The 12,864-nt window shown below is 61.2% G+C and carries 17 protein-coding genes, 1 tRNA gene and 1 pseudogene; 11 read left to right on the top strand and 8 right to left on the bottom strand.

Annotation, left to right across the window (positions count from 1 at the left end):
• The first annotated feature begins 30 nt into the window (after positions 1-30).
• The 4 genes from PHLH3_RS12665 (at position 31) to csrA (ending at position 2,302) form a co-directional block, all read left to right on the top strand.
• Complete coding sequence (locus PHLH3_RS12665; RefSeq protein ID WP_213629600.1) at positions 31-375, top strand: hypothetical protein; 345 nt, start codon at positions 31-33, stop codon at positions 373-375.
• 652 nt (positions 376-1,027) lie between these two features.
• A tRNA-Gly gene (locus tag PHLH3_RS12655) sits at positions 1,028-1,102 on the top strand.
• A 19-nt stretch (positions 1,103-1,121) separates the two neighbouring features.
• Entirely contained in the window at positions 1,122-1,988 is an 867-nt protein-coding gene (locus tag PHLH3_RS12650) for a ParB N-terminal domain-containing protein (protein WP_213629596.1), read from the top strand.
• Between the two features lie 113 nt (positions 1,989-2,101).
• Positions 2,102-2,302 (top strand): carbon storage regulator CsrA, encoded by a 201-nt coding sequence (gene csrA / locus PHLH3_RS12645; protein ID WP_213629594.1) that lies wholly within the window; start codon positions 2,102-2,104, stop codon positions 2,300-2,302.
• Positions 2,303-2,381: 79 nt separating this feature from the next.
• On the opposite strand, the gene PHLH3_RS12640 is transcribed toward csrA, so the two are convergent.
• Positions 2,382-2,768: a hypothetical protein gene (locus PHLH3_RS12640; RefSeq protein WP_213629592.1), complete on the bottom strand. Its 387-nt coding sequence runs from the start codon at positions 2,766-2,768 to the stop codon at positions 2,382-2,384.
• A 17-nt stretch (positions 2,769-2,785) separates the two neighbouring features.
• Entirely contained in the window at positions 2,786-2,947 is a 162-nt protein-coding gene (locus tag PHLH3_RS12635; RefSeq protein WP_213629590.1) for a hypothetical protein, read from the bottom strand.
• Between the two features lie 108 nt (positions 2,948-3,055).
• On the opposite strand from PHLH3_RS12635, the gene PHLH3_RS12630 reads away from it, so the two are divergent.
• Positions 3,056-4,396: a DNA cytosine methyltransferase gene (locus PHLH3_RS12630; protein WP_213629588.1), complete on the top strand. Its 1,341-nt coding sequence runs from the start codon at positions 3,056-3,058 to the stop codon at positions 4,394-4,396.
• Between the two features lie 31 nt (positions 4,397-4,427).
• Here the strand turns inward: PHLH3_RS12630 and PHLH3_RS12625 are convergent, their stop codons facing one another.
• A complete protein-coding gene (locus PHLH3_RS12625) occupies positions 4,428-4,877 on the bottom strand; it encodes a hypothetical protein (protein WP_213629586.1) in 450 nt (149 codons plus the stop codon).
• A gap of 111 nt (positions 4,878-4,988) precedes the next feature.
• Here PHLH3_RS12625 and PHLH3_RS12620 point away from each other — a divergent pair, with 111 nt between their 5' ends.
• Positions 4,989-5,234: a hypothetical protein gene (locus tag PHLH3_RS12620; protein ID WP_184490350.1), complete on the top strand. Its 246-nt coding sequence runs from the start codon at positions 4,989-4,991 to the stop codon at positions 5,232-5,234.
• Positions 5,235-5,281: 47 nt separating this feature from the next.
• Positions 5,282-5,560 (top strand): pyocin activator PrtN family protein, encoded by a 279-nt coding sequence (locus PHLH3_RS12615; protein ID WP_213629584.1) that lies wholly within the window; start codon positions 5,282-5,284, stop codon positions 5,558-5,560.
• Here the strand turns inward: PHLH3_RS12615 and PHLH3_RS12610 are convergent.
• Positions 5,557-6,699 carry a tyrosine-type recombinase/integrase gene (locus tag PHLH3_RS12610; RefSeq protein WP_213629582.1) on the bottom strand — a complete coding sequence of 381 codons (1,143 nt, stop codon included), beginning with the start codon at positions 6,697-6,699 and terminating at the stop codon, positions 5,557-5,559. The two genes, PHLH3_RS12615 and PHLH3_RS12610, sit on opposite strands and share 4 nt — an antisense overlap.
• A 101-nt stretch (positions 6,700-6,800) precedes the next feature.
• On the opposite strand from PHLH3_RS12610, the gene dusA reads away from it, so the two are divergent.
• The gene (gene dusA, locus PHLH3_RS12605; RefSeq protein WP_213629580.1) at positions 6,801-7,811 is read left to right on the top strand and encodes a tRNA dihydrouridine(20/20a) synthase DusA; all 1,011 of its coding nucleotides are present in this window, start codon (positions 6,801-6,803) and stop codon (positions 7,809-7,811) included.
• On the opposite strand, the gene PHLH3_RS12600 is transcribed toward dusA, so the two are convergent.
• Positions 7,781-8,086 (bottom strand): hypothetical protein, encoded by a 306-nt coding sequence (locus PHLH3_RS12600; protein WP_173174357.1) that lies wholly within the window; start codon positions 8,084-8,086, stop codon positions 7,781-7,783. The two genes, dusA and PHLH3_RS12600, sit on opposite strands and share 31 nt — an antisense overlap.
• Before the next feature lie 299 nt (positions 8,087-8,385).
• Here PHLH3_RS12600 and tal point away from each other — a divergent pair, with 299 nt between their 5' ends.
• Positions 8,386-9,312, top strand: a complete 927-nt coding sequence (gene tal, locus PHLH3_RS12595; protein ID WP_213629579.1) for a transaldolase — start codon at positions 8,386-8,388, stop codon at positions 9,310-9,312.
• Positions 9,313-9,375: 63 nt separating this feature from the next.
• Here the strand turns inward: tal and rssC are convergent, their stop codons facing one another.
• A complete protein-coding gene (gene rssC, locus PHLH3_RS12590) occupies positions 9,376-9,858 on the bottom strand; it encodes an anti-sigma factor antagonist RssC (RefSeq protein ID WP_021219130.1) in 483 nt (160 codons plus the stop codon).
• On the bottom strand, positions 9,855-11,039 hold the full coding sequence (gene rssB, locus PHLH3_RS12585) for a two-component system response regulator RssB (RefSeq protein ID WP_213629577.1): 1,185 nt from the start codon (positions 11,037-11,039) through the stop codon (positions 9,855-9,857). Before rssB ends, rssC begins: the two co-directional genes overlap by 4 nt.
• A 219-nt stretch (positions 11,040-11,258) precedes the next feature.
• Between rssB and PHLH3_RS12580 the strand changes: the two genes are divergently transcribed.
• Complete coding sequence (locus PHLH3_RS12580) at positions 11,259-11,558, top strand: PilZ domain-containing protein (protein ID WP_111264162.1); 300 nt, start codon at positions 11,259-11,261, stop codon at positions 11,556-11,558.
• A gap of 59 nt (positions 11,559-11,617) precedes the next feature.
• Here PHLH3_RS12580 and PHLH3_RS12575 read toward each other — a convergent pair.
• A pseudogene (locus tag PHLH3_RS12575) lies at positions 11,618-12,318 on the bottom strand (VacJ family lipoprotein).
• 108 nt (positions 12,319-12,426) lie between these two features.
• On the opposite strand from PHLH3_RS12575, the gene PHLH3_RS12570 reads away from it, so the two are divergent.
• Positions 12,427-12,837, top strand: coding sequence for a thioesterase family protein (locus tag PHLH3_RS12570; RefSeq protein WP_213629575.1), 411 nt, complete (start codon positions 12,427-12,429; stop codon positions 12,835-12,837).
• The last annotated feature ends 27 nt before the right edge of the window (positions 12,838-12,864 follow it).

Here is a 12,864-nt window from a genome sequence, read left to right as displayed (position 1 = left end):
AAGACCAGACTTGGCGGCTAGGAACACGGAATGTTCACTCGGAAAACATCAGCTCTTATCAATGGTTTGGCATTTGGTTTTCTTTCGCTCATCCCTTATGGACTGGCGCTGTGGCTGAATAGCGATGGTGGAGATTTTTTTGTTTCCGCCCCACTCTTGCTCGCCTTCCCGCTCATAATAATGATGAACAAAATAGGCGGTGGAGTAGCCTCGCTACTCTTGAGCTACCTGATCCTTGGCGCTGCCTGGGGCGGCCTGCGCAGACTCCCTAGAGACAGAGGCGCCATGGTGATTTCGATCACTTGGCGATTTGTCGGACTCATGAGCGTGCCTGCAATTACTCTTCTATCCATAGCAAGCCTATTCATGAAATAGACTGCACATCCGCTGCAAATCCCGCGCTCTGATAGCAAGTGCGGTCTATCAAGTCGAATAGACCTCAAGCCCAATTCGCTTCTGATGCATCCCAGCTCAGTGTGACCGCTCCATCCTCCTCCTGCCCTAGCAAAAGCCCATCGCAATCGCGCAAATCTTCTATCAGTCGAGACCAGTCCGCATCTGACTCCCCCTCCTCGATACGAATTTTCACGCATCTCGCCAACTGCGCAGGTGGCGAAGAAACGAGCCGCTGAACCCTCCCGACAAGCAATTCGAAGGTTGAGGGTTGCTGAACCTGGTGTCTGGACATAGGAAACCTCCAAATACTGTTTTTTTATACAGTATATCTGTCGGACCTCATCCCGCAACCTCGCAGAAAATTCCTTTTTCGATAATTCAATTTTGAATGAATTGCTTTATTTGAATTCCGACAGAATTATTAATGGCAAGCAGGTTTCTGCTTAGCCATCCGGAGGCTCGCCGGATACCACGGACAGGGGGAAGCCTGTTCCAGGCCCCGAACAGGGATCGACCTGCCCGAGAGGGAACAGCAAAGCGCCCAACCGCCGGTGGCGCCAATAACAGCGGATCGATGAATCGACTTCAGGCTTCCGAGCCTTCCCCTTCCCCGTTCACACCGGGGCTTTTTGCGGGCGTAGCTCAGCGGTAGAGCTTCTGCCTTCCAAGCAGAAGGACGCGGGTTCAACTCCCGCCGCCCGCTCCACATTCATGAGGAATGGCGCATGTCTGCGAAATCCTTCAAACAGATGATCAAGGACGGTGACCTGAGGCGCGCAGACGCCATGAAGGCCCGCCTGGAAGACCTCCACGAAGAACCCGGCTTCAACCTCCGCAGCGAGGGTGAAGATCTTGAACAAAGCATTGCCGAGCTGGCCGAGTACATCTACCAGGGCGGCCAGCTCCCACCGCTAGAAGTCCGGCCGCGCGCTGAAGGCGGTCTATGGGTTGTCGATGGCCACCGTCGTCGTCGCGCCTACCTGAAACTCGACGCAGAAGGCCGCCTCCCTCGCGACCCGAAGGACAACGAAGCCTGGATCGCCATCACCGCCTTCACCGGCAACGATGCCGAGCGGGTATTGCGTGTCATCACCAGCCAGGAAGGCCGCAAGCTCACCCCATTGGAGCTGGCGGAGGGCTACAAGCGCCTTGCGGCCTTCGGATGGAGCCCGGAGCAGATCGCTCAGAAGATGGGCAGAACGAGGCAACACGTCGACCAGGTGCTCGTCCTCGGCAACGCCAATACGGATGTGCAGCAGATGGTCGCCTCAGGCGAAGTCGCCGCCAGCACCGCCACCACGCTCGTGCGTAGGCACGGTGAAGCAGCCGGTAAGGTGCTGAAGGCGAAGCTGGATCAGATCAAGGCCGCCGGCGGCAGCAAGGTAACCCCCAAGGCCATTGCCAAGCCCGATGTACCGCGGGCATTGCGGGGCGACCTCTACGCGGTTTGCAAATCGATTGCAGACAGCTTCCCCGAGCAAGTGCAGGCCGACATCGCCAACGGCGCCGAGTACATCACCGTCACGCTCCAGGCCAAACAGGTAGACCGCTTCACCGAACTGGTACGCCAGACGGACGAAGCCCTGCAATAAACCGCCACCGTGCACACGGCGGCGTCCGAAAAGGGCCTAAGCCCTTGGGAGGGCTCGAGTTGGTGACTTGAATATGGGCCCTCCCACCTCACCCCAACGAAAAGGAAATCGACATGCTGATTCTTACCCGCCGCCTCGGCGAATCCATCCTCATCGGCGATAACATCACGGTCACTGTGGTGAGCATTCAAGGTAACCAGGTGAAGCTGGCAACCACCGCGCCAAAAGACGTTGCGGTACATCGCGAAGAAGTGGCGGAACGGATACGCCGTAACGAGGAGCAACAGCCCTCTATGAACGCATTTGCAGGATAGGTTTGAGCGTCCACCAGCCGCCCCATGTGGGGCGGCTTTACCGTGTTGACAGAAGGAACCTGACCGGATCACCTGAGCATTACGGTGAGGGGCAGTCAGGTTCCTGCAGTGGCGTACTGATGATCTTGGCGGCGGAGGGAGACGTGGTTTCTGCTCGCGCATACGCAAGCGCATTGAGGAGTTGCTGGCCGCCAGCCTCATCCATAACGGAATAGTTCCCATCGGAGAGTTTGAGCCAGCAGCCCCTCACTTCGGAGCCTCCACTGCGGGAGACATAGGCATGCTTCTCAGCTGCGCGCGAGACCTGCAGTTCGCAGTTCCTGTCCAGATAGACCAGCTCAGAAACATCGCTCAACTGGAACTCATCGCCGACGCACTGATGGCCCCGATCAGCGCGCACCAAAAACTCCTCGGCGTTTGCAGTGCCCACAAATGCAACGCACAGCATCCCAATCGCAAATTTCATCGTGCTGCCCCCTGAGCTCAGGACTTGCCCAGGACATTGCCCACGATGGGCGGGACCGTAGGAGCGATCTGTTTAAGGATATCTTCGAAAACACCCGAAGGCTTGATCGCCGCTTCATCCAGCTCCTTCTGGTCGATCTCCTTCGGTTGATCGTCCTGCACTTTTTGTTCGTCGCTCATGACCATCTCCTTATGACCGGCTCCATGCCGGGCCTTCGAAACTAGACCACTTAACCTCTCTACGCCAATAGGGCGCGGTCTCGCTGCGCCCCACAAGGAGTCGGCTGCATGACCTGCACCATCGACTATGGGTCTGTCTGCAGCGGTATCGAAGCGGCATCTGTGGCCTGGGAGTGCCTGGGCTTTGAGGCTCGCTGGTTCGCTGAAATTGAGCCCTTCCCTTCCGCCGTGCTGGCTCACCGCTGGCCGACCATTCCCAATCGGGGCGACATGACCAAGCTGGCCCGTGAGGTCCTGCGAGGCAGCATCGCCGCGCCGCTGATACTCGTCGGCGGCACCCCGTGCCAGACCTACAGCATCGCCGGAGAACGAGACGGCCTGGACGACCCTCGCGGCCTGCTGGCCATCAGATATGTGGAGCTTGCAGATGCAGTTGACCATGTTCGAATCCTGCGCGGTGACCCCGAGTGCGTGTTCGTCTGGGAGAACGTCCCCGGCGTCCTCTCGGACAAGGCGAACGCGTTCGGCCACATCCTCGGCACCCTGGTGGGTGAACCCGCAGCGCTTCAACCGGCAGGGGGAAGGTGGACGGACGCTGGTTGTGTGTATGGACCCAAGCGAACAGCCGCATGGAGGGTTCTGGATGCCCAATATTTCGGCCTGGCCCAACGACGCCGCCGTGTGTTCGTTGTCGCAAGTGCTCGAAAAGGGTTCGATCCCGTTGCGGTACTTTTTGAGCAGGAAAGCCTGCGCCGGGATACTCCGCCGGGCCGTGGCCAGGAAGAAAACCCTGCCGGCACCCTTGCTGGCGGCGCTCGAAGCCAAGGCGGCTACAGCACCGACGACATCCCCCTGACAGTGGGCGCCCTTACCGCCGGCTGTGGCCCCAATGGCCACGGCGGTAGCGGGCTGGCCACGGACAAGGGCGCTGACGCCGGTCACATCCTCGCCTTCGGTGGCAACAACCAGGCTGGCCCGATCAACGTCGCAACAGCCTGCAACGCCGGCTCGGCCGGCAGGCTCGACTTCGAGAGCGAAACGTTCGTCGTTCACGGCACGCAGGACCCAAGTACCGCCTACGACAGCGCTCACTCCCTAGGCAGGAACGGCGGAAGAGAGAACGCCGTGCTTTCGATCCATCAGAACCAGCGCGCCGAAGTGAAGCTGAGCCTCGTATCGAGCGCCCTGCAAAGCGGTGGCGGCACGGTTGGCCAGGGGTATGCCGCTGCGATGGTTGCCAACGAGGTTCGCCGCCTAACACCGCGAGAGTGTGAGCGCCTGCAGGGCTTCCCTGATGACTACACGCTTATCCCCTGGCGCGGTCGCCCTGCCGAAGACTGTCCGGACGGGCCTCGCTACAAGGCCCTGGGCAACAGCAAGGCGGTGCCAGTGGTGAGGTGGATTGGAGAGAGGATACTTCTGCAACTGCGGAGGCTCAGCTCACCTTAGTTCGGCCTGCCACCAAGAGCAGCTCCCACCTCTAACCGCCGAGCGCAGACTTCACAAGGTCATTAGCCTTGTCGAAGAGCTTGCCGGCAATTTTCTTACCTGCGCTCTTCGTCCACTTCCACCACTTCGACTCGTCTTCTCGAAGCCGCTCAGGGAGCCTGTAAACCAGTTCAAGTGAACGAGTTCTAAAATCCTCATACGACTCGGATTCATCAAGCAGCTCTGTCATGGCCTCAAAAAAAACCGCAACTTCGAGTTCTGAGAAATAGAAATCGCGCAACTCATCCCTACCCTCAGGGGTAGAAGCCAAACGAAAATTGGCTGCTGTCTGCCGCTCTATATCGGGCCTTCTCTCGGAGAGCTTTTTAATCGACTCGGATAGCGTTTGCCCTACACGCAGCACAACTAACGACAACAGGATGATTGCGGCAGGCAAAGAGAGCTGCCGGATCTCCTCGCCACTGAAAATCGTCATATCCATCTTGGCCTCCCTAGCAGAGTCGCGTCCCGTAGGAGAAGGGATAGTCCACCACACATCAAACCGCCATCACCTGTGCCGACTCTCGGACCAACATCACTGGAGCGCATAGCCATGCCTGGAGAACTTAAGAGCCTTCATTGCCCAGTCTGCGACTGGCTGGAGAAGCTGGAAGGTGAGGAATGGAACGAAGCCTGCGAGTTGATCGCGAGCTGGCAGACAGACAAACAGCCACGCATCGTTCACGTACGTAGCGACGACCTGCGTGCGGTCTACAACGCTGTGCTCGATGCCGACGAAGAAGGCCTGGCCGGCCATGCCGAACCAATGATGAGAATCGCCGCAGCGCTTAAAAGGTGACTCAAGCCCTTCGGCTGACGCACGCCAGGCAAAAGGAGAGTGAAGCAATGAATACGATGTTTCTACTGATGGCCCAGTACAAAGGCCAAGCCATTATCCCGGTCGACAGAGTCTGCACGGACTACTTCAGCCACCTCACTCCGGAGAAGTTTCAGCGCAAGGTTCTGGCTGGCGAAATCGACTTGCCGCTGGTGAGGCTTGAGCGAAGCCAGAAGACCGCACGAGGCGTACATGTGAGGGATCTTGCCGCCTATCTCGACGCCCAGCATGAGAAGGCGACCATCGAGCACGACAAGCTGATGGGACGCTACCAGCGCCGAGCCTAACGAGCCCGGCGCTTCTTCATCTCTCTTCGCGCGCCCAAGTCCACGGGCGCCGCCAGGATTCGCTCCAGCCACTCCCACCCCGCGTAGGGGTCCCCTCTCCCTCTCAGGTGCGTGTAACGCCGCATCGAGTTCCAGTCCCGGTGCCCAGACACGCTGGCCACTCTCGGAATATCCCAACCCATTTCGAACAAGCGACTTACGCCGTCATGGCGCAAGTCATGAAAGGTCAGACCCTCGATTTCCAGAAACTTGCACGCGCGCGTCCAAGAGGCGGAAATTGATTCGCCGTTGTAAGGGAAGATCTCCGCACACACCCTCGGCATCGACTGCACAATCTGCCATGCCTCGTCCGGTAAATGACACCAGACGTCATTGCCGATCTTCTGCCCTGGGTTCTTCATGTCCCGCACCAGTACCGCCTGTTGATGCGCATCGAGGTCGTCCCAGCGAATGCGGCAGATCTCTTCTTGCCGCCGGGTGCTGAAGATCGCAAAGCCCACCACCTTGAGCATGTTGATGGAGCTCGGCCGGCGCTGCAGGATCTCGCCGAAGTGGTGGAGCAGCCTACCCAGCTGCTCACTGGAAGGCCGCACAGATCGCTCGCGGCTCTTGGCAACCATTCCCAGCTTGCGCAGTACCCGGCGAGCATCGCTCATGGCGTGGTGGTCAATTTCATAGCCCCATGCCGGCCTGGCCACGGCCATCACAGCTCCCAGGTGCGACAGGTCGTTACCCGTGGTCTGCGGCTTAACCCCACCGCCTTCTGGGCTCAACCTCCACTGCGAGTACTCGACCAGGCGTTTGCTATCAAGCTCGCGGTCGGTCAACTCGCCTAACCAGGTTTTGGCAATCGCTTCGAGCGTCGCCCTCTTCGTCTTGCCCAGGGGTCGTACGCGCTCATACTCCTCCAGGTACTGACCGATGATGTCTTTAAGCAGGACCCCTTTCCGGTTGGCCCTCTCGATCGCACCTGGCTCGGACAGCTCCGCCTCACGTCGTCCCGCCCACGCTTTGGCGCTCTGCAGCCGGTCGAAGGTGAGGCTTTCCTGATAGACTCGCACCCCGTCATTCATGATGCGGATACGTGCCAGATAGGCCACAGATCCGTCCTTCCGCTTTCGCTTGATGATTGTTGCCATGCCTTTTGTCACATCAGTGAATCGACTTGGCACATTGTGGCAACGACCCTCTCAAAACAATCGGAAACGGCCCCAAACCGCCCTCTATCAGCTGTACGAAAATGCTTAAAGAAATAGCCTCAAGCCCAGCAACCACGCGCCCTGCGCCGTCCCGCCGCTTCTCCGTTGCGCCGATGATGGATTGGACGGATAGAAATTGTCGGTTCTTTCTGCGCCTGCTCTCGCGCCATGCGCTGCTGTATACGGAGATGGTCACCACCGGGGCACTTCTGCAAGGGGATCGGGCGCGTTTCCTCCGCCACGACGAGGCGGAGCACCCGCTGGCGTTGCAGTTGGGTGGCAGCGTACCGGCGGACCTGGCGGCTTGCGCACGCTTTGCGGAGGAAGCGGGCTATGACGAGGTGAACCTCAATGTCGGCTGCCCCAGCGACCGGGTGCAGAACAACATGATCGGCGCCTGCCTGATGGGCCATCCGGCCCTGGTGGCCGACTGCGTGAAGGCGATGCTGGATGCGGTGGCGATTCCGGTGACGGTCAAGCACCGCATCGGCATCAACGGTCGCGACAGCTATGCCGAACTATGCGATTTCGTCGGCCAGGTGCGGGAAGCGGGCTGCCGCAGCTTCACCGTGCACGCGCGCATCGCGATCCTCGAAGGGCTGTCGCCGAAGGAAAACCGTGAAATCCCGCCGCTGCGCTACGACGTCGCCGCGCAGTTGAAGAAGGATTTCCCGGATCTGGAGCTGATCCTCAACGGCGGCATCAAGACGCTGGACGAGTGCGCGACGCATCTGGAGGTGTTCGACGGCGTGATGCTCGGCCGCGAGGCCTATCACAACCCCTACCTGCTGGCGGGCGTGGATGCGCGGCTATTCGGCGACGACAGGCCGCAACCAACCCGCGCCGAGGCCCTGGCGGCATTGCGCCCCTATATAGAAAGGCACATCGCCGAGGGCGGGCAGATGCATCACATCACCCGCCATGTACTGGGCCTGGGCCAGGGCTTCCCCGGTGCACGGCGTTTCCGCCAGTTGCTCTCGGTGGACGTGCACAAGACCACCGACCCGCTGGGGTTGCTGGATCAGGCCACCGAGCTGCTGCGCGGCCACTGAGCCGCGTTCTGGCTCGGTGCCAGGCAATACCCCTTATGCCCTCCGGGCACGACCAGGCCGCTCTCCAGCATGCGGCCGAGCACCTGGCGCACGCTGATCAGCGAGAGGGGTTCACCGGCGGCATTCAGGCGTTCGTGCAGCAACCGGGTGGATATGCCGCCGCTTTCCTGGCTGGCGTCGCAGAGCACCTCCAGTACTTTCAGGCGAGGCAGGCTGGCTTTCAGGCCGGCCTCCTGCAGCAGGTGGCGCAGGTGCTGGTGGTCGCTCATCGGCATGGCATGACTCCTTGATGTATCTGTTGCCTGTTCGGCTTGCATGGAAGCTGGCGGTCCTGCCGGCCTCTTTTCCCCTGGAAAACCAGGGGCTCTAACAATAAAGACGGACGAGAACGAAAAACCCGCAAGAAAAACGGAAAAAAAACCGAATCCGGCGGTCAGACAGGGGCGGCGCTTCCGCTCGATCCCTTCAGGGAGAAAGACGCGGGACAGGGCCGCGAATTTACCCGCGCCGCCCCGTTGAGCGCGCCAGGGAGCTCGGGTAAGGTCATGCAATCTGCAACGACAAGGCTTCGTCCATGACATCCAAGCTGGATCAACTCAAGCAGTTCACCACCGTGGTCGCCGACACCGGAGACCTCGACGCCATCGCCCGCCTCAAGCCGGTCGACGCCACCACCAACCCCTCGCTGCTGCTCAAGGCCGCCGCCCTGCCCCGCTACGCGGAACTGCTCGATGCAGCCGTGGCCGGCAGCGCGGGCGATCTGGGCCTGGCCTGCGACCGCTTCGGCGTCGCCGTGGGCCAGGAGATCCTCAAGGTGATCCCGGGCCGTATCTCCACGGAAGTCGACGCCCGCCTGTCCTTCGATACCCAGGCCACGCTGCGCCGCGCCGAGCGCCTGATCGGCCTGTACAACAAGGCCGGCATCGGTCGCGACCGCGTGCTGATCAAGATCGCCTCCACCTGGGAAGGCATCCGCGCCGCCGAGCAACTGGAGCGCGACGGCATCCAGACCAACCTGACCCTGCTGTTCAACTTCGCCCAGGCGGTCGCCTGCGCCGATGCCGGGGTCTTCCTCATCTCGCCTTTCGTCGGCCGTATCTACGACTGGTACAAGAAGGCCGAGGGCCGCGACTTCGCAGGCACCGAAGACCCGGGTGTGCAGTCGGTCTCGCGCATCTACCGCTACTACAAGGCCCACGGCTACGACACCGTGGTGATGGGCGCGAGCTTCCGCAACCTCGGCCAGATCGAGCAATTGGCCGGTTGCGACCGCCTGACCATCAGCCCCGACCTGCTGCAACAGCTCGCGGACGACCAGGGCAGCCTGGAGCGCAGGCTCAGCGCCGGCAGCGAAAACGAAGCACGCGTCGCACTGGACCAGGCCCAGTTCCGCTGGCAGTTCAACGAAGATGCGATGGCCACCGAGAAGCTCGCCGAAGGCATCCGCCTGTTCGCCCGCGATCAGGAAAAGCTCGAAGCCCTGCTCAAGGCCCGCGCCTGAAATAAAAACGCGCGCGCAGCCACAAGGCTGCGCGCGCGGGTTCACCAATCAGGGGAAAGACGATCAGCTGCGCTCGAGGGCGCTCACCAGATCGTGGAAGGCTTCTCGATTGGACTCGTTGAGCCCCATCAGGATGCGGTGTGCTTCCAGCACCTTGGTGCGTACCACGTCCTCGGTCTGGTCCTGCGGAGGCAGGTCTTCCAGGCATTCCGGGCATGGCAGCGGTTTGCCGACGATGTTGAACACCTGGTCGAATCCCATCGACTGCAAGAGTCGGGTGATGTCCGGATGGGTGGTCACCACGGTCGGCAACAGTCCCACCTTCTGCCGCGAAAGGATCGACAACTTGGCCAGGAGGCCGAGCGTGGTGCTGTCGATGCTGCGAGTTTCCGTGAGATCAATGACGATCGCAGAGAAATTCAGCGCGGAGAAGATCTTTTCAATGGTCGCATCCAGAGCCGAACACAAGGTAAGGCGAATTTCACCGACGAACTTCAGGACGAAGGTTCCGTCCTGCTCGGCAAACTGGATTTTACCGGTACTCATGCAAGGTTCCTGCTCAACACCAGCAAGGCGATATCATCCGGCATCTCGCCCAGATTGGCCAGTCCAAACACCTGTCGCAAGCCATCCAGACTGCCACCTGCCGTGCACACCAGTTCCGGTAGCGCGGCTTCTTTTTCTTTGAGCGTATCTCCCGGCAAAAGGTCCAGAATGCCGTCGGATAAAAGGGTCAGGCTGAACGATGGCGGCAACTCGAGGACCTGGTCCTCATAGCTCGCCTCATCGAACAGTCCGACGGGCAGGCCACGCCCGCTCAGGTAGCGTGCCTTGCCTTCGCTGAACAGCACCGGCAGCGGCAGGTGCCCGCCGATGCTGTAGGTCAGCAGACCGCTTTCTTCGTCTATCACCCCGCCGAGCATGGTCACGTGCTTGCCCAGCTTGCAGTTGATCAGGCCGCGGTTTATGTGGCCGAGCACATCGGAAGGCTTGAATTCGGGAAGCATGCCGCCACGCCGGGACTCGTAGAGCAGCCGGGTGGTCATGAACTTCAACAGCACGGTGACGAAGGCCGAGGATGCGCCATGGCCCGAGACATCGGCCAGGTAGAAGGCGACGCGGCGCTCGTCCACGCGGAAGTAGTCGACGAAGTCCCCCGACAGGTAGAGCGACGGGATGATCTGGTGGGCGAATTTCAGTCCGTCCACCGTCCAGGGCGTCACCGGCAGCATGTTCATCTGCACCTGGCGCCCGGCGTTCTGATCTTCCTGCAGCAGGTGCAGGCTGGCCTGGAGCTCGCGGTTGGCCGCTTCCAGCTCCTCGCGGTAGCGCTGGTTCTCGACGCGCAGGGCGTAGCGATCCAGGGCCCGGTGCACGGAGTGCTCGAGCACCGCCAGGTCTTCCAGGGGCTTGATCAGGTAGTCGGCGGCACCCAGGCGCAAGGCCTCGACGGCATCGCTCATGACACCCGCGCCGGACACGACGATGACCGGGGTATCGGATTGCAGTTGATTGACGCGGCGGATGAGTTCAAGGCCGTCGACCTGGGGCATGCGCAGGTCGCAGATCACCAGATCGGGATGTTCCTGCTCGAAAACCTGCAGCCCCTGCAAGCCATTGGCAGCCTGCAGGACGCTGAAACCACTGTCTTCCAGATAGGCCGCAAGGCTTGCGCGCACTACCTCGTCGTCATCGATGATCAGCAGCTTGGCACTGGTATTGTGCATGGAGTATCCAGGCAAACGGCGCCGGGGGACGGGCTGGTTGAACACCCGGCCCAAGGCCCTGGTGCGCGTATGGGGGTTCGCTTCAAGGCGCAGACGGTACTCCCATCCGCGGGGCGATTCAAGCGTGCACCGATTGTCGAAACCTGCCTTTACACAAGAAATCGACGGGAGTTATAAGAAGCTCGGGGAGAGTCCATCAAATACAAGAGGACAGTGGCAATGAGCCAAAGCGATCGAGCCTATAGCGAGAAACGCGATTTCATCCGGATGCAAGTCGAAGCCCACGTCGTCCTGCATCATGCCGGACGCGAGATTCCCGCCCTTTGCCGCGACCTCTCCAGCACCGGCATGCAGCTGGAAGCGGACGTGGAGCTGGCGATCGGCGACAAGGTCAAGGTCCACATCCCATCCGATCACGCCGAGCTGCAGGGCCTCGAAGCCGAGGCGGAGGTGGTGCGCGTGAGCGACGGGGAGAACGGTGGCAAGTCCATCGGGCTCGCCATCATCTCGATGCGCTGAGCGATGACCTGAAACGAAAAAGGCGGCCCGATGGCCGCCTTTTTCATGCCCACGAAGGCCTAGAAGTCGTCCTCGACCTCACCGTCGCGCACCTTGAACTCACGGTTCTGCAGGTAGGCGTTGCGGATGAAGTTGTACTTGTCGCCCTGGATGAACTTCTCCGCCGACAGCAGGTTGGCGCGGGTGTCGATGACGTTGACGCCACGGATCACGTTGCGGGTCGGCACATGGTCGATGTACGGGTACGGGCCGAGGTAGCTGTCCGGGATCTTCGCCGGCGCGTCGCGCAGGGTGCTCGGCCCAGCAACGGCAACACCACGTACGGGCCACTGCCCACGCCCCAGGCGCCCAGGGTCTGGCCGAAGTCCTCGTCGTTGCGCTGCAGCCCCATGCGGGTGGCCACGTCGAACACGCCCAGCAGGCCGAAGGTCGTGTTGAAGATCAGGCGACCGGTGTCGACACCGGCGTCGTGGAACTTCGCCTGCAGCAGGTCGTTGGCCAGGTTGCCGACATCGCCGACGTTGCTGAACACGTTGTGCACGCCATCCTCGACGAAGTCGGGGGTCACCGCCTGGTAGCCCTGCGCGACCGGTTTCAGCGCGTAGGTATCGAGGGTGTCGTTGAAGCGGAAGATCACCCGGTTGACGCCCTCCCACGGATCGCTTTCCGCCGCACCCGCCGCCAGCGGCAGCAGCGCCAGCCCAGCCACGACGCACACACGACCAAGACGATCGAGCCACCCGGTGCCGATCATTCGCATTGCAGACTCTCCTAGAGAAAAGTAGTGTGGCAGCCCCGCGGGCAGCCCGGTGAGGCGCGCATTATACGGCCATCGGGAACGCAATAGGCAGCATAGCGAAGGCCACCGATGCAGGAAAAACGATTGCTTCATATTGCCCGCATCCCAGTGCGCTGGGGCGACATGGACAGCTACGGCCACGTCAACAACACCCTCTATATCCAGTACCTGGAAGAAGCCCGGGTCGCCTGGTTCGAGCGCCATGGCATCCCCATGAGCAACGTCGAGCAGGGCCCGGTCGTCCTGCAGACCCTGCACACCTACCTGCGCCCCGTGGTGCACCCGGCCACCGTGGTCGTCGAACTGTTCGCCGGCCAGGTCGGCACCTCCAGCCTGGTGGTCGAGCATCGCCTGAGCACCGAGGAAGACCCGCAATCCACCTACGGCGAAGGCTACTGCAAGCTGGTCTGGGTCGATCACGCCAGCAACCGGCCGATCCCCGTGCCCGCCGCCCTGCGCGCCTTGATGGACGGCGCCTGAGCGTCATCTTTCCGTCATCGCCGCGTC

This window comes from Pseudomonas sp. Pc102, assembly GCF_018408275.1.
Taxonomy (GTDB): Bacteria; Pseudomonadota; Gammaproteobacteria; order Pseudomonadales; family Pseudomonadaceae; genus Metapseudomonas; species Metapseudomonas tohonis.
The sequence above is the reverse complement of the archived record's forward strand: the minus strand, read 5'-3'. Positions and strand labels throughout refer to the sequence as shown.